The following is a 21573-nucleotide window of genomic DNA, read 5'->3' as shown; positions in this document are numbered from 1 at the left end:
CTAGCCCAGATTGTGAAAGCCCCTCCACCGCTAGGTGTTGGGGCTTGAAAGATCATGCGATCCGGTACAGCTCAACGGCACCAGTCCTGGAACATTCTGGATAGCCGGTCAGCTTCATCCCAGCTCCAGAATTTCCCGCTCACCAAGGGCACTGCCACGAGACCACCTTGCGGTAGGAATCTCGTTAGATAGGCAGTGCAAACATACCCTTCGCAGTTCCCCCTGCGGGATTCAGTCATCAAGCTCACCCTGTTGGAGAAAGATGCACTCTGACTGAGGGCATACGCTTCACTTGCGCCATCCTTGAATTCCAGGTCGTTCGAGACCCATTCATGCTCAGGGAGCATGACATTACAGTAGCGTTGGGTTCGAGTCCGTAGGTATTCTGCGAATGAGCAAATGGTCTCAGCGTCCAACTGCTCTGCCATCGGCAGCTCAATCAGCTTATCCTCCAGGTACTCAACGCTATCGCTTAGTAATTCAGGACGATAATGTGCCAGTGGTTCTAGCCAATCATCATCCTCATGTACTTGCTCACTAATCGATAACTCCACCAGCTTTTCCTCAAGCGCACGCTCAACCCGTTTCGTATCAGGGCGCTCCCTGAGGTAGATGAATTGATCATCCGTGCGATTCTGGCGGGACAAGGCATTATCAATCCCCAAGCCCTTAACGATCGGCTTCGGCAACTGTAGCCAGGCTGAGTCAAAGTTGGCGTTACGGTGCAATACAGCTTTGATGGTTTTCATTGGCTCTCTCCTCTCATTCCTGCGGTAAGCAGGTCTCAAGGTGAGGTAGGGGCAGGGGTGACGCTGGGTGGCCTAGCTTGGTGAAAAGAGCACCATCCCGATAAGAATGGTGCTCTGGGAGGAAACGTTAATCGAGGTGGGCGCCATCCCACATCGCGATCGTCACATCACCTTCAACAAGGCCCATGCAGACGATCTCACATATATCTTCCCGGGGGGGCTCGCTTTTGGAATCGATATACCTACCCCAGTCTCGGGCACAAGCACACCGAGCTTGATACGCAGCTTCCTGCTGCTCATCTTCCCGGTAGTCCTGAATAGGCACCTCTAATGTGCCTATCCATGTTGTCCCAGTACCATTTAGCTCATGGCAAAACGCGGTGTAAGTACGGACTGAAAGTGCTTCGCTGGATACCACTCCGACTCCAGCCAGTTGTTTAGACAACAACGACGACGCTTCACCATTGAGCAGCCGCTCTAGGTTTTTAACCTCATCAGGTGTATATCCATCCTTCTCCGCATACGGAAGGTACTCCGCAATATCAGATTTACCGCGTTCAATTAGCGCCATAATGTCATTCCAATGGGCTTCATTGAGTCTGGCTGTTTGCGTAGTCATGGGCTTCTCCTCATTCCTGCGGAATTGCAGGTCTCAGAGGGAGTTAGGGGCCATGGTGACGCTTGGCATATAGGGGGAAGGGCGCCACTATCAAATGCTCTCGCCCAAAGGGCATAGAAGCCCGCTATCGTTAATATCAGCCACCCTGGTGTGCCCCAGCCCATCAATGTCCGTTAGCTGGGCAACCGAGCCCCAGGGGCGATTATCTTCTATCAGGCCTGCCCTGGCTGGGCCAATATGTGGCAATCCCTCAAGGGCTGTTACCGGGCTTTTATTCAAGTCGATACAACCTGGAGCGAGCTGGCCAACATCGATAGGGGAGGTGCTGGCGCTTGGCCATGCAATAAGCTTCAGTTCGGCGTCATCCAGGGCCATAAAAACCGGGGCGTGGTCTGACACCTCTGAGCGAGCAACATCGTGCTCCATACCAAACACACTGGGGAAGGGGATCATCCCCAGGTCAGTCACAGGTAAGCTGGCGCTCTCATACCAGAAATTATCATAGAGACTGCGGAACACGCCGGTCTCGTGGGCTAGTGTGGTGGCCACTCGCTCCAACGCTGGTAAAGCGCCAGCAGCTCGAAGCTCTCCCCATGCCTCATGACCCGGTTCCAGATTGAAATCACCTGCTATCATCCGAGGTGTGCTGGGGTAGACCTCCTCAAGCCATTCCCAATAGTCACCCAGAGCCTCGACCTCTTGCACGCGATCGGCGACTGAATCTCCATAGACAACATGTAAATTGGCTAGCGCCAGCTCAAGCCCTGTTTCCACATCGCGGAAAACAGCCGAAAAGGGTTCCCGGGCAAAAACGTCATCATGATCCAGAAACACAACTGCGCCCTGGGCATACTCGACCTCCGACTCACGCCAGACGAAACCATAATGCTCTCGATACCGCTTTCCCTTGCCAAGGGAATGGCTCGCCATTGATTCCCATGGTTCGCCGGTCATTGTCTCAAGCTGATTGACCAACTCTCCTAAGGCGTCATCACTCATTAGTTCCTGTATGGCAATTAGATCCATCGACTGAATGATGTGGGCAAGCTTTTTGATGTCTTTGCCATTTTCCCAGCCAAGCTGGCGCACGTTCCAGCTGCCTATGATCATATCAGCAGTGGCCACGGCTGGCGCCATTGCCAGCATGAACCCGGACAGTAACCTGGCTGTTCTGTAAATCATCACTCCACCTTTGATCCCTAGTCTTTTTTGTTTGGTTTTAGCCGTTTCTGATGGTCAGCTAACTGCTTGCGCAGATCCTCTTCGCGAGATAAAGCGATTGCCAGCTGTGTCCGGGTTTCTGAGTGCTCTTTCTGGATGCTTGCCAACTCCTCAATCCGCTTTGTCGCCGCCTTCAACTCGCTACGGGCTTCGCTGGCAGATGTCTTGATATTATCGAGATCGGTACGAAGTGTTGCGTTCTCCTCCTGCAGCTCACCGTTGCGACTCACAACTGAGGCATTCTCCGCACGTAGGCTGGCATGTTCCTGCTGAAGAGAAGAGAGGTCTTCGTTGACGGCATCGAGCGTTTTCTGGAGCTGCAATTCACGTTTACTGGAGGTTTCCAGTTCCCGTGTAGCGGCTTTAAGCTCGCTTTCAATTGTGGCCAACCGGGCGCTGCTATCGGCTTTCTCGTCTCGCAAGTTGTCGACCAACGTTTGTTGCCGTTGCGCTTCAACACGCATGGTTTCCAATTGCTGATTCTGGCGGGTGAGCTGGTCTTGTAAATCGGTAACTCGCCCCATAGCATCCGCTGCCCGCTGCCTTGCGGTGGCATTCTCCGTCACAAGCGTATGGATCTCCTCCGTCTGCTGCTCAATGCGCTGCCCATCCTGATGGCCGTGTTCACGCAAGGTTGCGATGCTGGCCTCTAGTCGCTCAATCTCGCGTAGCGCCTCATCTCGCTCTTCATTGGCAGCTTTCTCGCGCTGTTCGGACTCTGCGCGTATCTTCTCGACTTCTTCATCAGCGTGCTGGCTAGCGGAGCGCCATAGTTCAGCTCCAACCCGTTCCAAGACAGTGCGGATCTCAATCGGCATTTCTCGCACTGCGATGGCATTGTCTTTTAGGCTATTGCGCCACTCACGCATGACCGGGGAAATATGGGACAGGGAGCCACCACCCAGGCATTCGCGGACCTGTTCATTGGTGGGCCTGTCGATGCCTTCGGATACCAGCTTCTCGGCAGCATCAATGATGCGTTGCCGTATTTCCGGCTTAATAGTCATACCGGGCTATCTCCTAGTGTATGTATTGTATGTATGTATTATACATACAATACATACAATATAGTCAACAGCTTCGCTAACACTAAAAATAATGCTAGCGCAGCCTACTAGATGATCTGCTGTGCAACATTCCCACCTAAGAATGCAAACAGTGCAGGAAATCTATTGGGAAAGATCGTGCCAATGTTGAAAGCCATGGCTGTTGCGGGATCGGTGCAACATTCCCACCGCTATATTTACCGAGGTATGGTGTTTTTGATTTCAGCTCTATTCGTAGATACGGCTACGGTGCAACATCCCCACCGCAGTGACTAAACACAATCGGCATAGGGGCGGTCAGCATGGCTGACCGGTCCCCTGCCACACCACCCGGCATGCGGGTCCGCACCGGGCGGTTCGAGAAGTTGAGGTTATGAGAGACGGGGCACGCCCAGCCGATCAAAGTAGGCCACCGTTAATACATGATGGACTCCCGACAGACTGTTGTGCCACCAGCGACGACTCAACGCCGCCACCGATTGTGCTACCCTCGGCGTAGCGCCAAGACGCATCAGCTCACGATAAATCGTCTTACCCCGACGCCATTGCTTAAGGTGCAAAGCTCTTAACCGTCGTCGTATCCACCCGTCCAGCGACCGCCAGATACGAGGTGTTTGCGACAGCTTAAAGTAGCCTTGCCAGCCTAAAAGGTAGCGTCGTAGATAGGCGACGACCTGTGAGATACTGCGTCCGCCATTTCGGCGTGTCAGTTGCCTAATCCGCTGTTTAAATGCCCCCAACGCTTTTGCTGATATACCACGTCGGACATCTCCACCCTTAGCTTCCCATAGGGCGTAGCCCAGGAACTTGCGACCAAACACGCTGGTGACCGCACTTTTGGACTCATTGATCGTCAAGCGCAGCTTACTGTAACAGCGACGTAGCAAAGCCATGACTCGCTCCCCTGCTTTCTGACTACGCACGTAAACGTTGCAGTCGTCGGCATAGCGAGCAAAGTGGTGGCCGCGACGTTCCAGTGTGCGATCCACCTCATCCAGCAGGATATTGGCCAGTAGCGGCGATAATGGGCCACCCTGCGGTGTCCCCTCATGCCGATAAATGACCACCCCTCCCTCCATTATTCCCGCATTCAAATACGCACGAACCAGATGGATAACACGATTATCCTGGATGCGTTTCCTCAGGCGGTCTATCAGGATGTCATGATTGACTCGGTCAAAGAATCGAGACAAGTCAACATCGACAACGGTGTGGTAACCCTGTTGGGCGAAGCTCTGAGCAGCTAGTACGGCATCATGGGCACGGCGGCCCGGACGGAAGCCGTAGCTGTGCTCGCTAAAAGTGGGATCGATCAGCGGTTGTAGAACTTGCAGCAGTGCCTGTTGGATAAGACGGTCAGTCACGGTGGGTATCCCCAGTTCTCGTTCGCTTCCATCTGGCTTCGGAATAGCCACTCGGCGGACAGGCTGAGGATAATATCGACTTGCAAGAAGCTGCTGTCGAATATCGGGCCAGGCCCACCTTAGGTGCTCGGCGGTCTGAGCAATATCCAGACCATCGATGCCTGCTGCTCCCTTGTTGGCACGCACGCGCTTCCATGCACGTAGCATGTTCTCTCTTGCGAAGGCCCGCTCAAGCAGACCTTGCCCTGCGTCCTCCGGCACTTGTCGCGGGAGGCCAGTTTCATCGCTGGAGCAGGACGACAAGGCTTCACCTTGGCATGCCTTCTCCCGCCCCGCAGTCGCGGGCATCTGATGCGTTACTGATCTCATCGACAAGACGTTTGACGCTCCTTCTCGTTCGGCCCTTTGCTCCAAAAAAACGAGGAGCTACTACGGCCTCTGCTGACTTCTCGCTCCGTGGGGTCACGTTGCCCTTTCAGGCATAAGGCGAGATCTCCCCGGGTAAGAACACACTCCTTCACCGCACAACCGCCGGATATACGCTACGTCGCCTTGGCCACAAGAGCTTCGCGGCTTCTTGCCCGCTCGCCCTGCTTGGCAGCGCCTCCTATCCGGTTCTTGTTCATCGGCTCGCGGTTTACGCTCCACGCTTCCTTCCCACGGTTGGTCACCCTTCCGCAGTTGCGCTTCGCTTCGTTCGCTGTGGCCAGCTTACGGGAGGACTTGCACCTCCAGGAGTGCGCCCGTGCCGGGCGCACAAAAAAAGCCTCCCGAGGGGGAGGCTGTTGAATGGTAAAGAAAAAAATCAAGCTGCCGCGGTTGCTGCAGTTGAGTCTTCTTCTCCGTCGATCAAACCGCACTGTTGTGCCATTTGCTCGATGAAGTTAACCGCCTTCTGCGCATCAGCCAGAGCACGGTCGATCTCTTTGGCCTGGTCACCTTTGAGCCGTGAAGCCCATCCAGTGAGGTAGGACGCCGAGTTTTCGGGGGTAGCAGGGAGACCAAAGCGCATGGCTGCAAGCCAGGCACCAGCTTCTGCCACTACTTCCTCTCGAGCGCGATCGCTCTTGTCCCGGTTCAGGCGCAAGGGAGCACCAGTAGCATGGATCAGCTCATGCAGGCCGGTGGCCGCAATTTCACTAACCTCATGGAACTGTTCAGGGCGGGGTAGGCGTATGCCATCCGTAGAGGGCCTGTAGTAGGCCTTGTCACCGCCCCAGCTTAAAGGGATGCCCGATGCTTCAATCAGCCGTGTAACGAACTGCACGGGCTCAGGTTGAGCTTCTAAGACAGGTGGCTTTGCAGCCTCTGTCAATGGGTCCGCCAGCTGCTCCTCGTTAAACACATAAAAGATACGGTTCACGGGGATGATTTTCTCCTCCGTTGTGCCGTTCTCCTTCTTCTCGCGCTTTTTGTGGAATTTCCAAAATTCCACGGGAGTGCCCTTTTCGCCTTTGCGGGGGTGAGTGCCGAGATCCTTCGCTTGCTTGAAAGTCACCCAGGCAGGGCTGGTGTAGCCGTTTTTATCTGAAGCAATCCAGAGACTGATGATATTTGACCAGCCAGTGTAAGAACGCCCTGAAGAGGCGTTATAGGGCTGGCTCACATCTTTGTCGCCTGGTTTCCAAGGCTTCTGCCAGGGGGCTGTGCCTTCCATCAAGCCTTGTATGAGTGCTTCGCGGATACCATCGATTGCACGTTTGCTCATGATCTATCTCCTCTCTCATTCCTGCAGTAGTGCAGGTCTCAAGAAGGGATAGGGCGCTAGGTGACAGCCGGTGGGGGGTCAGTGCTTCCCCTAACTCTAATCGAGACCCGGCAGCGGGAATGAGAGAGGAGAGAATGATGAAGCACACCAACCAGTTGGATATGTTCGCAGTTAGTGAGGCGGCCAAAGTTTATAGTTTCCCTGGAAAGGGAACCGTAGAGACCGCAGAGCAGCGTAAAGAGCGTGAAGATGCTGTTATCTCAGAGGCACTGAACATCATCGAAGCACGGTTCTATGGTCAGCTTGAGAGTGAGGGTGCAAAGATAACGGCTCCTTGGATAGCGGTTGATTATCTGACGCTCAAGTATGCGGAACTGCCTTACGAAGTGTTCTCTGTGACGTGGCTGAACTCGCAACATCAAGTCATCAAGCATGAGGAGCTTTTTAGGGGCACCGTGGATAAGGCGGCTGTCTATCCTAGGGAAGTGGTTAGAAGTGCGATTGAAACAAATGCTTCCGCCGTATTGTTGTGTCACAACCATCCTAGCGGTAGTCCTCAAGAGAGTGATGCCGATCGTCAGATTACGAAGAAGCTACAAGAGGCTTTGGATGTGATCGACGTAAAGGTGATAGACCACATTATTGTGGCTGGCACCGAGCATGTCAGCTTTGCAGAGAGGGGGCTGATATAACTTCAACGGTTATGCCGTTTTCATGGCCTCACCAGCATTCCAGCTGGTGAGGCTTTTTTATGGGCTATCCTTTAATTGATAAACCTGCTGTGATGTTGATACTGCTCTTCTAATGGCCCACAAAGAAACTCGGTTGCTTGGGGGTGTAAGAAAAGGCTGGTTAATATAAAAAGGTTAAAGGGTTAAGGCTGGGTTAAAACAGGGTTACGAGCGAGTAAAGAAGCATCAAACCACTGAAAAGTATGCATTATCTTTCAAAAACCGATGCAACATTCCCACCGTTTGCTATGCAACATTCCCACCGCTTGCTGTGCAACATTCCCACCTAGGGGCCAAAGTTATCCTCCTGATGTCCACAGAAAACGTCTTTTTGTCCACATTTTGTCTCATTTAGGCACCATCTGTGCAACATTCCCACCTGCAAGATTTAAGAATGATAGGTTGACAGGACCAATTCGATTCGATTGGCTCCAAATGTGCAACATCCCCACCTCCTATCAGGGACCAAATCGCTGGTCAGAAAATAACCTGTGCAGTATCCCCACCGAAACCGTGCAACATTCCCACCTATAGAATGCTCCTTTTCCACAGGCTTACCCACAGCAAATGTGGATACGTTGGCTACTATCTGAGCACTTTTATACCGTTACCATTTGAAGCTGCTCAATTCAGTGGCTTGGCTTCTCTGTCATCAGATTGTTACAGATCAACGACCCCCAGCCAGGGAAGGAAAGATGCTTTTAGCACACTGGCCGAGCTTTAGAGACCTGTCATGGCGACTGTTGGTGCAACGTTCCCACCTACGTTCACGCTACGAACTCCACACTTAAATGCCTACTGTAAGAGGGCGTTATAAGAGTGACTGGGTGTTGGCCACGCTCATTGGGCGGTGTGATCGAGGAGGTTTGGCGGCGGTCATCTGTGCAACATTCCCCCTAACGATGACTCGCGCTTGGCTTGCTATGAGAACTGATACTGTCGTGCCTCAATATTTCCTACAGCACGGCCCCAGTGTTGCGATCCACACTGGCTGAGGGCTTGATGGGGCGACGAGTCACCCATGTGTGCAATATCCCCCCTACGCTGTAAATGCGATCTACATGCATTCAATGCACCAGAACTCGCAAAGAGTAAACAAGGGAATGAACCGCCCCGGCTTTACCGGAGACTCCATATCTTGAGAGGATGGAGTTATGAACTCACCAAAACGATATTCCCCAGAAGTCCGAGAGCGAGCTGTTCGATTAGTCCTTGAACAGCAAGGCGAATACCCGTCCAAGTGGGCGGCGATCTGCTCCATTGCCAGCAAGTTTGGCTGTACACCAGAGACCTTAAGAGCCTGGTGCAAACGCTCAGAACTCACGCAGGAAGATAGCTCGGCTAACCTGCCTGAAAATGAACGACTCAAGCAGCTAGAGCGTGAAAACGTCGAATTGAAGCGCGCTAATGAAATTCTCCGCAAGGCGGCTGCTTTTTTCGCTCAGGCGGAGCTCGACCGCAAACCCAATTGATGGTGTCATTTATCGACGAGCATCGTGCTCAGTTCGGGGTCGAGTCGATTTGTAGCCAGCTGCCAATCGCCCCATCGACGTATTACCACCACAAGGCACTTGAGACTGATCCTGAGCGGCGGGCAGATCGATATCGGCAGGATGCGTTTCTTACCGCTGAGATTCAGCGAGTGTGGGAAGAAAACTTCTGCGTCTACGGTGCCCGTAAGGTCTGGCGGCAACTCCGCCGTGAAGGCGTTAATGTTGCTCGTTGCACTGTAGAACGGCTCATGCGCCGCCTAGGAATTCGCGGCGTGGTGCGAGGCCAACGCCCCTTCACGACCATCAGTGATCCCGGCCAGAAACGGGCACCTGATTTAGTGAAACGTGACTTTACGGCCATGCGTCCTAATCAGCTTTGGGTGGCCGATTTTACCTATGTCGCTACCTGGTCTGGCTTCGTTTACGTTGCGTTCGTTATCGATGTTTATGCACGCTGTATCGTGGGTTGGCGTGTAGCAACGTCGATGAAAACGGGATTGGTACTGGACGCTCTGGAGCAAGCCCTGTGGGCACGAAAGCACAGGCAAGGGTTAATCCACCATAGTGATAGAGGAAGCCAATATCTCTCGATCCGCTACACAGAGCGTATGGCTGATGAGGGTATCGATGCCTCAGTCGGCACCACCGGTGACTCCTACGACAATGCGCTGGCCGAGACCATCATCGGCTTATTCAAAACGGAGGTGATTCACCATCGTGGACCATGGAAAGGGCGAGATGCCGTTGAGTATGCCACGCTGGGATGGGTTGACTGGTTTAACAATCGCCGACTGCTGGAACCCATCGGAAACGTTCCACCAGCAGAACGAGAAAGGACGTATTATCGTCAATTGGAGGAGTCGGGTGAAGCTGCCTGACTCAAACAAACCTGTCTCCGGAATAACCGGGGCGGTTCAGAATATCATTTTAAAGAGTTGTTTCGCTAATAGTATGTAAGTCTTTCTTTAACCGTATTGAGTTACTTTTGTAATTAGCTCTTTTAACTGTTTTGACAAATTTATCTGTTGGAAAAATTGTGTAGTAAATATCAACAAGTTTTTTCCCTTCCGTTATTCTCTTAGCTTTATAACTAGCAATAACCTCATGCTCAACGAGTACGTCAAGGGCAATTTTCATAGCGCGCACATTACTGCCCATGCGATCAGAAAGGCCGCGAGGGCTGCCTGACAGGTATGGAATGAGACGAGGGGTATAAGGATCGTTGGCTGATGCCTGGCTCCAGTAGTGGCTCATTCGCTTATGCATGTACCGGGCAAGAGGACTCTTAATCGACATCGAAGTGCTATAGTCATATAGACGGAAAGTTTGTTTAAGAATACTCTCAGTTACTAAAGGGTTAAACTGTACGTAGCATTTAGTATCGCCTTCGCGCATCTGAATATCTTTTCGCGTGGTTAGGCCGACCATAGGAAAAAAGCTTGAAGAAATAACAGTTTCATTATCATTTGTGACCGTTTCAAGCTGCGCGCCACGGCAAACAAGAATCGCCTCTTTTATCTCGCTGAGTTTGAACTCATGTTTATTTCGGCGTAACTCAGCACGCAACTCGTAGAAAGTAAAAAGCACACCGACTTTACCGTCGATCATGACGCTTCCGCCATTAACCGCCAGTTTTCTTAAAGCGTCTTCTATAATCTCTTCACGCTCACCAGGGTAAACTAGCTCATGTTTACCTTTGCTATTCTCGATAATAGCTGGTTTAACTTTAACCTTTATAACTCGGTCGCCAATACGGCATTCGCGCTCTCTTACAGCGCTGTTCAGGTCTGTGAATCGACGACGCTTCTCAAGAGAATATTTAGGCAATGCATCGTAAATATCGATGCTATTGCTATAATTTCTGTCCCGGCTATCGCTCAGGCTGAATAGGTCAAGCTGAGGCGGCTTATTCACCGAAACAGCTTGTATGTCCTTGTCTTTATTGCTATCGCTGGCCATATCTAACCTCTGTCAGCCTGCAGTAATAACCTGCTATTTCTCTTCGACAAGCCAAGAATCAACAACCTCGGCACCGTGCTGATCCTTCCATGCCCTCAGGGTTTTATGATTGCCGCCTCTTGTTTCGACAATCTCCCAATCATAAGGATTGCGGTATACCTTTATCTTTCGCTTTTTACGTCGAGCCGGAGACTCGCATATGCCTTCTTCGGCGTTAATCAATTTAACAACGTCCAAAGCAGATTTATTATAATCAACCATTAAGGATTTTAAACGATTAAAAAAAGCACTTTCACGCTTGAAATCTTCTCGACGCTCAAGCGATATTAGTTGTTCACGAAGAGACTTCGATTGCTCCTGCAACTGTTGGTATTCACGCAATATAGACATGTGTTTCCAAACAAGGCAATGTAAAAGTGTGCAAAGCACATTTTGTAGCTAACGAGACTGTATGTCAACGATATGCGTCTGTTGGCAGTGGCCGATAAGCTAACGTAAAAAATTTTTCTCCTGAGAGGTGCTTTCCCCCAAAAAAGCACCCTTGTTTCGCAAAATCCAAGGGGAATGACCCTGCCAAAAGCCTAGATTTTGCGTACAGGCTTGTTGAAAATGGCTTTTTTGCCTTGATTATTTTTTTAAAACAATAGCTTAGGCTGGTATTTTACGATTTTGAGTGATCGTATGTCCAAGCTATAAATTGCCGTAGTGCTGGCGCTTAGAGTCTCTACTTATTAAAATAGTTATTTAAGAAAGTAGAGAAGGGCAGTGAACCCGAGTAGGCTGTATCAGAGTCACATGAATAAGGCTGTGCTGAATGACTTGGAAGGCAATCTACAAAATTGCGGTCGTCTCCGACACCCTCGTACTGATCATAGACGAGGATGGCCCACGATCGGTTACCAACGATGCTCAGAGGGTCGTCAATAGCATCGCAGCTGATTTAGGAGGTCTCGACAAGCGCCGGATCTTCTGCAGGGATTCTGGCGGCCGATTCGTTGGGTTGCATGTAGAAGCCGGGGAGTTCAAGGGATTCTCACCATGTACCGATCACCAGGAAGAAGCCTTCACTTATTGGTGCCAGCACGCCGCCCAGTCTGAAGCCAGGCACCAGCCCTGACCAGGGGAAAAATCACAACCACAAGGGAGCAATTGGATGTTTGATCACTTGATTATGCCACCCCGCGCAGGATATGCGGTCATCACTACCAACGACTTCATGGCCATCGTCCGTGATACGGGCGATATTGTTGGCGTCCTAGAGGACGCCGATGCAGTTCTTGAGCACTTGAGCTTAACGCTCCCGGGCGGGCTGCGCCGCAAGCGAGTCTACGTCGAGTCGTCGCCAGGTGCATCAGATTTTCACGAGGTGATGCATGAAGGTGGGGATTTGCTCGATATTGTTGTGTGCTCTGCAGGCCAGGCTGATTATTTGCAGCAACACATCGCCGGCTTAGAAGGGAGCCCCGGGAATGGCTGATTCACTAGCGATGATTCCTTCTAACGTCACTGGGGGCCTTGCTGAAGCATCGAATACTTTGACAGAGGCCAAAGGAAACCCCGCTCTCTCGTACCTTATGGGGCTTGGTTCCCGCCGTAGCCGCGTTACGATGCGATCGCACCTCCAGCAAGTTGCCTACCTTAGCGGTGGTCATGACATTAAGAATTGTCCGTGGCATCTGATCCGCCGCGAACATGTGCGCTCAATCATCGAGATGATGAGTGAGCTGGGCAAGGCTCCATCGACCATCAATACCGCATTGTCTGCGATGAAAGGTGTGGCGCGTGAGGCTTGGGTTGCGGGTCGCATGGACAGTGAGAGCCATCATCAGATCAGCGATCTCAAGTCTGTCAGAGGCTCGAGGTTGCCAAAGGGCGTACACCTTGATGATGTAGCTATCCAAGCCCTTTGTTCCGCATGCGAAACAGACGAGACCCCTAAAGGGGAACGAGATGCCGTGTTACTCCACTTACTGGTCAACACGGGGCTGCGTCGATCAGAGAGTGTATCCATAGACATCGAGATGATTGACCGCGGCCGGCAATCGATAAGGATTTTGGGCAAAGGTAACAAGGAACGCCTCGTCTTTCTGCCCAATGAAACGTTCCTGAAAGCCATGGCATGGCAAACCCGGTTGGGGCGGGATGTCGGGCCTCTGTTCCCTAGAGTGCGCCGACATGGTGTGATTACTGATCTTCGTATTACTGACCAGGCTGTGTACTTCATCATAAAAGAAAGGGCTGCTCAGGCGGGCATAAAGGAGTGCGCGCCGCACGACTTTCGCCGCACCTTCGCTACGAACATGCTGGATCGAGGTGTCGACGTTCTCACCGTGCAATACGCTCTAGGCCATACCAACCTAGTCACCACACAACGCTATGACCGAAGTGCGGAAAGGCGGCTGGAGGAGGCGATGAAAGGGATATGACACAACAGAACAGCGCTTCACCACATGTCATTGGTGTCATCCAACGCCTGACCGACAGTGGCATAACGTTCAGCGCCAGCCACGATGGCCCTGCTGGAAAAATATCCGTGACGCTAACGCCAAGTCAGCTAGAGATGTTCTTGTGCGATCCGGCAGCGGCTTTTGCCAGTGTCTATGGTATTACTCGCGGAGACTACCTTTCCTGGCAAGCAGCCGGGTATATGGCTCAGTGTGCTGAGCTGACAACAAAGGGTCGCCAATGCCGGAACCCAGTCCATGGTGGCCATCTTGTAGCGACACCAGATCGCTGGGTGGCCTTGCGGGGCGACTACTGCCTTATTCATCAGGAAAGGACAGTAAATGACTAGCGACCAAGGAGAGAGCGTCAAATGGAGCACTGGACCTCTTTATTCCCGTCACCCTGCAACCGATCCTCAAGGTGTTTTCGTTGGCGGAAAGAATCCTAGCCTAATAGAAAGTGATTTCGAGAATGGCATCGCTCGCTTGGGTGGCTTTTGGCGCCAGCCATCATATGAGGGTGCCTATCTTACTGCAGCCACATTGCTCGTTGAGCAAGGGCGTGCGCGAGGCAGCTTCGATGAAATAGGTTTGCCAGCCTTTTATCTCCAGCGACACGCTGCGGAGTTGATTCTAAAAAGGCTACTAAATTGGTGTCTTGAAATTATTGAAAACCGGAATCAGATCACGTCGCCTGGGCAGGCTATTAAGATACCAAGTCGGGTTCGCGGCTCGCTATATGATGAGCATAACCTACGGCAGATTATGCGAAGTCTGAAAAGGGCAGCGAAGCTGGCTGGTGAACAAGATCCACCTGATTGCTTGACACAATTAGTTGAGACTATCAGCTCGGTGGAGGCTACACCGCACTGGTCCCGCTATCGAGTTGATTCTCGCAGCTCACAGCCGAAGCTATGGGAAACCACGGAGATGGTTATTCCAGTGGCAACTCTTCAGAGGCAGTTGGATCTTGTCGCCAGTGACGTGCTGGCACGCAGCCTTGATGACGAAAGTTATGAAAACGCGCTGTATAGTACCTGGGCAGGATTGATGGCAGCCATAGAGGAATCATAGTAGCCAACTCAGGCCTGTGGCCAGCTCGCTGACTATTCGTGCAAGGTGCTTCTTAGGAGTCTAATCTGGCCGAGGCGTGTACTTACAGATGGCTCCTATCTAGGGTGTTAGGGTTTCTCAGCTTTTTTGGCCCTTTGAACCTCAGTACCTCATGACTCAATATCATGCCTGTGGCTACGCCTAGTAGGCCAATACCTGCTCTGATCACCCATTCATGATTGAACATCACGAACAGACCGCCAGCAATTAGCAGACAAGCGACCGCTAAAATATTGCGCTTCCAGTCAAGGCGATATGGGCCGAGTTCATGACAATGAAAATACTGCTCCTGACTGTCCTTGGCCATTCGAGCGAGAAGAGCCTGCAGATCAAGTGTTCTATCGATTTCCTTACGCGTTCTGGCTGGTCGATGAAGCCGGCGCTCGTAAATCGCCAATCGCACCATCTTTTCATCAGGTAGATGATCTATATTCTGCCACCTCGCTGTCGATACGCCGTAAGCATCAAGTATTTTCCGGGCAAGGTTCGGACGCCGCAGTACCTGGATGTAGCGACCATCGAGCATTGCTAACCATTCGTCACGATCATCGCTGGGCTCAATTATCGTAATTCGAGATGGGGCCGGATAACCAGCTTCCTGAACCCACGCTGCTATAGCCGGCTGATCATGCGATCGCATAAATGCGACCCTGTGTTTTCCCTCATGAGCAATGAATAGCCCAAGTGGCTTGTACCAGACATATAAGGCGTTATCCCTTGAGCCAAAGTAGGTCGCGTAGCGCTCGATCCTATTCACCACCTCCTCTGGTGGCACGTTCTCAGGATGCCCTTTGATGTTTGTCCCAACGACATGTTTCGGATCTACAAAGGCTCGATAAGCCTGCCCATTCTGGTCTTCCCAGTTCAAAAAGGGTATCAGCACTGCCATTAATGAATCAGGGTGTAGTGCGCAGGTTCCACGATCATTGTCCCCTATGTCATTAAGCAACGGTTGCCCAATTGTCTTACGTGCGTATCTATCCAGCTCGATCTTCAAGGTAGCAAGCTCTTTAACTACGTCTTCATGACCAATTGAAGCAGGTTGCTTGATGAGATTCAGTGGGGGGTTATCGGGTTCAGTCACTGCTGATGACTCCGTGTTGACTGGCACAGAAGGTGGGGCTGGTTTGAAAAAATTCGGGGAGCTATATGCTCCCCGGGTGTGAGTTGGCTAGGAAGTGCTGTCTCCAAAATGCACTCGAAAGGAGTTTGGGTCCAAGATTCCCCAGCCTTCGAGTGCGTAATAGCCCATTGCACCTTCAGGTGAGCTAGGGTCACGAATAAAGAGGATTTTTACCTTAAACTCCTCTCGGATCGAAGTCAGCTGCCGTTTAACCGTGCCAGCCGGGATGCCCGTAGCTTCAGAGATGTCCTGAAGGCTTGGGCGATCCATGTGGTCAATAGCACGGATGATGTCGTATTTTCGCTGTGTGTCACGCGATAGGCTCGGCATAGAGGTCAGTCCTCACCCTCGACACCAAGTAGCTGAACGTCAGAGACTCTTACCCTCAGTGTGTCTTTTTCATCATTATCTAGCCGAACCCAGCAATAACCAGGCTCGCGATCGATACGATCAGTCTGTAGCAAGCCGCTACGTAGTGTGCCCTTCACGGTGACGCCTACCACGATACGAGCCCGGGTGGGCTCCTTTGCCATTACTGGCGCTGGTGTATCAAGTTCGGCGCCAGCCACCTTCTTGGGCTGGGGTTGCTCAGTATTAGTGGCCGGTTTAGGTGTCGGTGACTCTTCCTGTGCAACATCCCCCTTACCAAGAGAGGAGTCCTCTTTCTCGGAAATCTGAGGCGGCATTGCGGGTTGGCCATCATCAGCAGTGTCTCCCATGCCAGAGTTTCCAGCAGAGGGGGTTGAGTCGAATCTGCTCAGTGGTGGTTGGTCATCATGCGTCCCTAGAGCTGGCGCTGGCACCTGAGGCTCCATGGGAGCTGTTTCAGGGTCTTCAGCCAGAGTGCCATCCTTCGCCTGTTTCAGCAGCTCACGGCAGGCTTTCCGGCTGATTCCGTCTACCAAGGCCTTTTCGCAAATGCGTTCAGCCTTCTCTGGCGCAATTTGATAAATCTGCCTTAGCGAATTCAACGATTCGGGGTCAGCCGTGACATCTTCTTCGTAGAGCTTCTGTACGCATTCGGGGAGCTTGAGTAGCGATAGGTGCTGTGAGATATAACCACGCGACTTGCCCAGGCGCTTAGCCACATCGACGGCCTTCCACTTAGCGTCAATGAATTTCTGAATCCCCTTGGCGATTTCCATCGGAGTCAGGTTTTCCCGCTGAATGTTTTCAATCAGCTCGCCAGCTGTCTCGTCCAGCTCGCCCTGGTCCTTTTTATTGACGATCGCCTCAACCGGCACACCAGCCTGTTTACATGCACGCCAACGACGCTCACCTTTCTGAATCCGATACTTACCGCTGGCATCCTTAGGAGATACGATAATCGGCTGTTCCTGGCCATGCGACTTAATTGAGTCGGCTAACTCATCAATACCGCCGAATTTCTCTCGAACTTGGCCATTTTTCGGCACCACATCAGCTGTATCCAGCACCAATACTTCCTTGGCGCCTTTAGAGCGGCGTGAAAGGCTCTGTAGGTTGTCTAGTTGTCCTAATGCCATGTCAGCCCACCTTTTCCATGAGTTCTTCGATAACTGCACGGATCTCTTTACCAGCCTCTCGTGCCGATGTCTTTTTAATGCTCCAAACGGGTACGCCGTTGAGATTGGCCACGTCGAGTTGGCCGCGAACGCCAATCTCAGATTTGTAGACCAGATCCGGCACTGCCTTGCGAAGCTCATCTCGTGTGATCATGTCCTCCTCGAAGCCGCGCTTGAGGTTATTGATCACCATGCCGGTATTTTCCAACTCGGGATTCAGTTCCTCCTGAACGCTTATGATCGTGTTCAGCAGACCCTCTACGCCATCCAGTGCGAAACCACTCACTTGCACAGGACAAATGACATGGGTGGACATCGTGAGTGCAGCTACCAGCTTACGGCCCAGACTAGGGGGGCAGTCGACCAGCACATAATCGTAATTGTCCAATATGCCGCTGGCCTTCAGGTTTGTGATCGGGTTGACCACACAGTTCAGCGGTAGGGACTCAATCTCGGATAGCTCTGGATCGTTCTTGGTGGTCCAAATTAGATCCATTCCCCGCACGCACTTCATCGGTTTGATTTCATGCATGTTCTCATCGAACAGCCTGACTGATGGAGTGCCTGTATAGGTTGCCTCATCGCTCTGACTCAACCGGCTAGAGGTGTTGCCTTGCGGGTCGAAATCAACTGCTAGTACGCGATAGCCCGCCTCCACGAGGTAGAAGACTGTTTGAAGGCAAATGGTCGATTTTCCGACCCCGCCTTTCTGATTGGAGAAACTGATTATTTTGGTCATGGTGTTCCCGGTAGCCGACCTGGAAAAAGACAGGTTGAGAATGTCCTTGTGCAAACGGTGGCGATCCTTGCCAAGTTACGCATGCGAAACATGATAATCCACATAAACTGATACGGCAAATAGTATAAACCGCGCTATCTAGCGCATAAAAAAGGCCTGGACAGAGCCAAGCCAAACGCAGGAAATGGGTAGGTTTCAGGCTGCTTTAGATGCCTGAACAGCTTTTTCAGTGGCATCCTCTAGCGTAGGGACAACTTCACCCCCCAGAAGGGTTATCAGCTCCTCAGCAACGGCCGCAAGAGCTGGGATGTGAATATGAGCATCCGTATCAAACTTTGATGCTTCATCATCACCCGAGTCAGCCTGCTCAAGCAGTGCGTCATCGAATTTGATCTTCTTTAGGGCTAGATCATCCAGAAGCTGCATCGCCAGCTGGCCTTTCCGAGCAATCGAGAGCGCTGAACAGATGCGGCCACCATCAAGGTGCTGCTGTATCTCGTCGCTATCGAGATCGACCGCTGAAACCTTAATTACACCATCGTCACCAGAAGGGGATTCGAGCTGGCAAGACTCGCCAAGCATCCAGCCTTGAGCACGCTCAGATGGGGTAGCCAGCCAGCGGGTCATCAAAGCTGTGGGCCGATCGCGAGTAGCTAGTGGCGTGACCTTGAGCGACCCCAGCGTGAGACGCAGCAGGTCAAGAGCCTCTTCGGCTTTCTTTCGGCTTGCTGCGTCAACGAGAATCCAGTTCCGCTTGATGTCGATAGCCACAAGGAAATGCCCGGTGCGCTTCAGTGCGGTGGGTAGTAGCTCTTCGTAGACTTGCTCTTTGAGTAGCTTTTTCTCCGCTTGACGCAGTGGGCTACCTGAGGCCTTCTCCATTTCAGCCGCCCTCTCCTCCACCAGTTCTTTTACCGCAGCAGCCGGGAGCAAACGCTCCTGCCGGCGAAAGCGAAGAATGAGATATTGAGACTGGAGGGAGTATGTTAATACTTCACCACAAACCGCCGCCCACCCTACCCTTCTGGCCTCAGTGGGAGCACAACCTCGGAAAAGGTGCTTTTGAATGAGGTTGGTCATTTCTTCTGACTCAGGAAATGAGCTATGAGCGCGGTATAACAATGCATTGTCGAACATGATGAGGCCCCTGTGGTTTCATGCTTTTAGGTAGGGGGAAAGATGCCACCTAATAGAAGGTAAGCAAAAGATAACGGTATAACTCCTCCTCCCCTACCCTAGATACCGCTGGCGGACTGATGGCCAGTTACCTGGGATGGCCAAGTGCTTCAACACCCAAAGCCTCTCGCAGAAAGGTGTTAGCTGCCCTCCTCCCCACGTTATCTCTTTGCGGAACAGTGGCTGATTCGGCCGCATTGTGCCAGCACGCCTGGTATGCCGCGAGTACGGGTGGATAATCAACCACACCTCCTTCACGAAGGCAGTGAAGTATGAAGTGTTTATCTTCTTTGGTGAGGGGAAGCTCATTCAGCTGGTCCAGTCGGCTGTCATATCTATTCATATTGTATCTATACCAGACGATGAATTATATCTCTTTAGGCAAGCCCATGCATTCAGTGTTTTCCACTGACGGAGGGGATGTATATTCGGCGATCGTTGCCACCATGGCTGGCGCTCAGGGTTTCTCGAGCTGCATGGCCATAATCCACTACCCCATGAACTGCCTCATCCATACGCCATTGATTACCGTCGCGAGGGGCAAGGCTAACCCTAGCCAAGCCAGGGGGGAGTTTTACGGTGAAGCAATGAAGATGGATGTCTTCCAGGCCTTTCACTTTCTCGAGGTTGATCTCATCAATCTGTTCCGTTTCGACCGCATAGACTGTGTAGCTCCCATCCAAGCCAAGCTGCTCCTTAGCCACAATGGTCAGTATTTCATCGAACATTTTCGGGCCTTCTGCGGCGCCCTTAGCATCAATCATTCTTCACCCTACGCCCCATAAGAGCCATCATTAGGGCTGTTTAAGCGTTGATCGGTCAGCAAGCAAAGACGACGCCCATCTATCCATAGCTCTCTGAATATGCCCTCGTGGGTATACATACCTACAAGCACATCCAAGGGCTCTTCGTAATAAGTTGATGATGGTGACTGGGTACTATCGGTGATGGGATCTTGTCGGACCTTTAGAACAACAGCGGTTTGCCTGGCTAGTGGCACACTCTTGTTCTTCATGCCCCACTTCCATGAGACGCGATCTCTCGGCGAGAAACGTTCATGCGATCGATCCTCATTAAGAAGATCCAGGGCCAGAGAAATCGTCATCTTCGTGATGGCTGGATCACTTGGATCAATTCGGTTAGCCTCCACCGACTGCTTACGTCGCCCGGTCAGTACCCGCCCCAACGAGGCTAACCAATGTTCGTTGCTTTGTGTCATGCATCAATCCTCGGAGTCTTCCTATTCCTTCCAACAGCTACGGCCACACCTATTAAGGTCCAGGCAGCAAGTAGCGTAAAACCAAAATGAAGAAAAGCCCCGTAGGGAGGGCCTAGTTTGACAGAGAGGAAAAGGGACACGCCAAAAGCGATGAACCACCGCATCCAGTAGTCAACTGACCGGTTAGCGATCCAGCGTGTCTGTTCAAGCGTCAGGGGGCGGTGTAGCCAGCGAAAGGGGTAAACAGTTTTCTCCCGTGTGCCGCGGCCTACCTTGAGCGGTTGACGTGGGAATAGGCGGTTCACGGCGAACTGTGGAAACATTCCTTCAAGCGCTCGCCGCGCAATGTTGGCAGTGCGTTGATCTTGTAGAGACATGGGGTGCCCTCTAGCTGGGCGCCCCGGCTCCCTCTAGGGTAGACAGGGCGCATTTCTTCAAGGTGCGGGAGGTTACAGGTTGCGGATTTCAGCTGCACGAAGGGCGCCGCGGACGATGCGGGCTTCACCGTTTTCATCCTTGTAGATCGTATTCGGTGTGGAGCGGATTCCCAACTGCTGGATCAGGTTGCTGTTCTCGCTCACGATGTTCATAGCTTCGGTACTGGGGGATTCGGAAACACTGCCGCCTCTTTCTATAGTGGCCAGCACTTCAGCGGGGTTCTCCGCGTCAATAATTTGTGCGGCCTGGTGGAGTGAGCCCTCTCCCATGAAGCCCACTGGAATCCAGCGGAATGTCACTTCATCCAAGAGTGCTCTGGACGTTTGATACATCTGCTGGCAGTAACCGCATTGCGTATCGAAGACAACATAGAGAACCTTGTCGCCTGTTCCTTCTTCAACGTAGGCGGCACTTTCCTCAATTTGAGCGAGTGCTGCGGCCTCTTCCTCTTTCTCAAACCCGTTGTCCTGAGCACCTGCTCGATTCGGCATGCTGGCCAGCGGGCTATTCTCCATGTGCTGCTCCATGTGAGCCTGCGTCAGGTTTTCACCACCCTCACCTAGGATCATACCGATAAACGCATGCTTACCGTCCTCAGTGGTATAGATCACATTAGTGTCGTTCTCGACACTAATGACCCAACCATTGATACCGTCCAGCCCGGTATCGAACGTCTTGTCGACTTTGGAGCCTGGAATGCCCAGGTCAGCCACGGCCTTCGGAAGCTCTATGCTAGCGCCGGTATCGTCGTCATTGGCAATGGCTGTCCCAGCGATAAGAGCGGAGGCGACTGCAACAGCGGAGGCGATCAAAGTAAGGTGTTTCATCTATAAGCTCCTTGAGCAAAGTTAAGCGCCAGCGGTACTGGCGAAGTCTTCGCCATGCGA

At 52.1% G+C, this 21573-nt stretch carries 22 protein-coding genes and 1 other annotated feature; of the genes, 6 read left to right on the top strand and 16 right to left on the bottom strand.

Annotated features, from left to right (window positions below; all coding sequences use genetic code 11):
- Nucleotides 1-71: 71 nt before the first annotated feature.
- From Q3Y66_RS20655 to Q3Y66_RS20630, 6 genes are all read right to left on the bottom strand, one after another.
- Complete coding sequence (locus tag Q3Y66_RS20655; RefSeq protein ID WP_008957384.1) at nt 72-749, bottom strand: hypothetical protein; 678 nt, start codon at nt 747-749, stop codon at nt 72-74.
- Between the two features lie 127 nt (nt 750-876).
- Nucleotides 877-1368, bottom strand: a complete 492-nt coding sequence (locus Q3Y66_RS20650; RefSeq protein WP_008957383.1) for a hypothetical protein — start codon at nt 1366-1368, stop codon at nt 877-879.
- Between the two features lie 90 nt (nt 1369-1458).
- Nucleotides 1459-2550 carry an endonuclease/exonuclease/phosphatase family protein gene (locus Q3Y66_RS20645; protein ID WP_008957382.1) on the bottom strand — a complete coding sequence of 364 codons (1092 nt, stop codon included), beginning with the start codon at nt 2548-2550 and terminating at the stop codon, nt 1459-1461.
- Nucleotides 2551-2567: 17 nt separating this feature from the next.
- Nucleotides 2568-3596, bottom strand: coding sequence for a DNA-binding protein (locus Q3Y66_RS20640; RefSeq protein ID WP_008957381.1), 1029 nt, complete (start codon nt 3594-3596; stop codon nt 2568-2570).
- Between the two features lie 410 nt (nt 3597-4006).
- Nucleotides 4007-5374: a group II intron reverse transcriptase/maturase gene (ltrA, locus tag Q3Y66_RS20635; RefSeq protein ID WP_008958288.1), complete on the bottom strand. Its 1368-nt coding sequence runs from the start codon at nt 5372-5374 to the stop codon at nt 4007-4009.
- Between the two features lie 430 nt (nt 5375-5804).
- A complete protein-coding gene (locus tag Q3Y66_RS20630) occupies nt 5805-6707 on the bottom strand; it encodes an ArdC family protein (protein WP_008958290.1) in 903 nt (300 codons plus the stop codon).
- Between the two features lie 134 nt (nt 6708-6841).
- On the opposite strand from Q3Y66_RS20630, the gene Q3Y66_RS20625 reads away from it, so the two are divergent.
- On the top strand, nt 6842-7399 hold the full coding sequence (locus Q3Y66_RS20625) for a JAB domain-containing protein (protein ID WP_202945546.1): 558 nt from the start codon (nt 6842-6844) through the stop codon (nt 7397-7399).
- A 1193-nt stretch (nt 7400-8592) separates the two neighbouring features.
- Nucleotides 8593-9809, top strand: a protein-coding gene (locus Q3Y66_RS20620) for an IS3 family transposase (RefSeq protein WP_085942805.1) whose coding sequence is annotated in 2 segments (ribosomal slippage) — nt 8593-8881 and nt 8881-9809 — 1218 coding nt in all. Because the reading frame shifts where the segments join, the coding sequence is not laid out codon by codon here.
- Nucleotides 8868-8984 (top strand) — a sequence feature (AL1L pseudoknot). (Overlaps the previous gene by 117 nt.)
- Before the next feature lie 49 nt (nt 9810-9858).
- Here the strand turns inward: Q3Y66_RS20620 and Q3Y66_RS20615 are convergent.
- Nucleotides 9859-10890 (bottom strand): hypothetical protein, encoded by a 1032-nt coding sequence (locus Q3Y66_RS20615; protein WP_008958294.1) that lies wholly within the window; start codon nt 10888-10890, stop codon nt 9859-9861.
- Nucleotides 10891-10923: 33 nt separating this feature from the next.
- Complete coding sequence (locus Q3Y66_RS20610; protein WP_008958295.1) at nt 10924-11280, bottom strand: histone-like nucleoid-structuring protein, MvaT/MvaU family; 357 nt, start codon at nt 11278-11280, stop codon at nt 10924-10926.
- Nucleotides 11281-12043: 763 nt separating this feature from the next.
- Here Q3Y66_RS20610 and Q3Y66_RS20605 point away from each other — a divergent pair.
- The 4 genes from Q3Y66_RS20605 to Q3Y66_RS20590 are packed head-to-tail and all read left to right on the top strand — an operon-like array spanning nt 12044 to nt 14408.
- Nucleotides 12044-12367, top strand: coding sequence for a hypothetical protein (locus Q3Y66_RS20605; RefSeq protein ID WP_008958297.1), 324 nt, complete (start codon nt 12044-12046; stop codon nt 12365-12367).
- Nucleotides 12360-13316, top strand: a complete 957-nt coding sequence (locus Q3Y66_RS20600; protein WP_008958298.1) for a tyrosine-type recombinase/integrase — start codon at nt 12360-12362, stop codon at nt 13314-13316. Before Q3Y66_RS20605 ends, Q3Y66_RS20600 begins: the two co-directional genes overlap by 8 nt.
- Nucleotides 13313-13684: a hypothetical protein gene (locus tag Q3Y66_RS20595; protein ID WP_008958299.1), complete on the top strand. Its 372-nt coding sequence runs from the start codon at nt 13313-13315 to the stop codon at nt 13682-13684. Before Q3Y66_RS20600 ends, Q3Y66_RS20595 begins: the two co-directional genes overlap by 4 nt.
- Nucleotides 13677-14408, top strand: a complete 732-nt coding sequence (locus tag Q3Y66_RS20590) for a hypothetical protein (RefSeq protein WP_008958300.1) — start codon at nt 13677-13679, stop codon at nt 14406-14408. The genes Q3Y66_RS20595 and Q3Y66_RS20590 overlap by 8 nt, the downstream gene beginning before the upstream one ends.
- An 82-nt stretch (nt 14409-14490) precedes the next feature.
- On the opposite strand, the gene Q3Y66_RS20585 is transcribed toward Q3Y66_RS20590, so the two are convergent.
- From Q3Y66_RS20585 to Q3Y66_RS20550, 8 genes are all read right to left on the bottom strand, one after another.
- A complete protein-coding gene (locus tag Q3Y66_RS20585) occupies nt 14491-15531 on the bottom strand; it encodes a hypothetical protein (protein WP_008958301.1) in 1041 nt (346 codons plus the stop codon).
- Between the two features lie 87 nt (nt 15532-15618).
- On the bottom strand, nt 15619-15900 hold the full coding sequence (locus Q3Y66_RS20580) for a helix-turn-helix domain-containing protein (RefSeq protein ID WP_008958302.1): 282 nt from the start codon (nt 15898-15900) through the stop codon (nt 15619-15621).
- A gap of 5 nt (nt 15901-15905) precedes the next feature.
- A complete protein-coding gene (locus Q3Y66_RS20575) occupies nt 15906-17075 on the bottom strand; it encodes a ParB/RepB/Spo0J family partition protein (protein WP_008958303.1) in 1170 nt (389 codons plus the stop codon).
- 1 nt (nt 17076) lies between these two features.
- The gene (locus Q3Y66_RS20570; protein ID WP_035557937.1) at nt 17077-17853 is read right to left on the bottom strand and encodes a ParA family protein; all 777 of its coding nucleotides are present in this window, start codon (nt 17851-17853) and stop codon (nt 17077-17079) included.
- A gap of 195 nt (nt 17854-18048) precedes the next feature.
- Nucleotides 18049-18990, bottom strand: a complete 942-nt coding sequence (locus tag Q3Y66_RS20565) for a recombination-associated protein RdgC (RefSeq protein WP_083832252.1) — start codon at nt 18988-18990, stop codon at nt 18049-18051.
- A gap of 434 nt (nt 18991-19424) precedes the next feature.
- Nucleotides 19425-19793 carry a hypothetical protein gene (locus tag Q3Y66_RS20560; RefSeq protein ID WP_008958306.1) on the bottom strand — a complete coding sequence of 123 codons (369 nt, stop codon included), beginning with the start codon at nt 19791-19793 and terminating at the stop codon, nt 19425-19427.
- An 8-nt stretch (nt 19794-19801) separates the two neighbouring features.
- Complete coding sequence (locus Q3Y66_RS20555; protein WP_008958307.1) at nt 19802-20248, bottom strand: hypothetical protein; 447 nt, start codon at nt 20246-20248, stop codon at nt 19802-19804.
- A gap of 449 nt (nt 20249-20697) precedes the next feature.
- Nucleotides 20698-21513, bottom strand: coding sequence for a DsbC family protein (locus Q3Y66_RS20550; RefSeq protein WP_008958309.1), 816 nt, complete (start codon nt 21511-21513; stop codon nt 20698-20700).
- Nucleotides 21514-21573 lie beyond the last annotated feature (60 nt).

The organism is Halomonas sp. HAL1, assembly GCF_030544485.1.
GTDB lineage: Bacteria > Pseudomonadota > Gammaproteobacteria > Pseudomonadales > Halomonadaceae > Vreelandella > Vreelandella arctica.
This window is presented reverse-complemented; position numbering and strand designations above follow the sequence as displayed.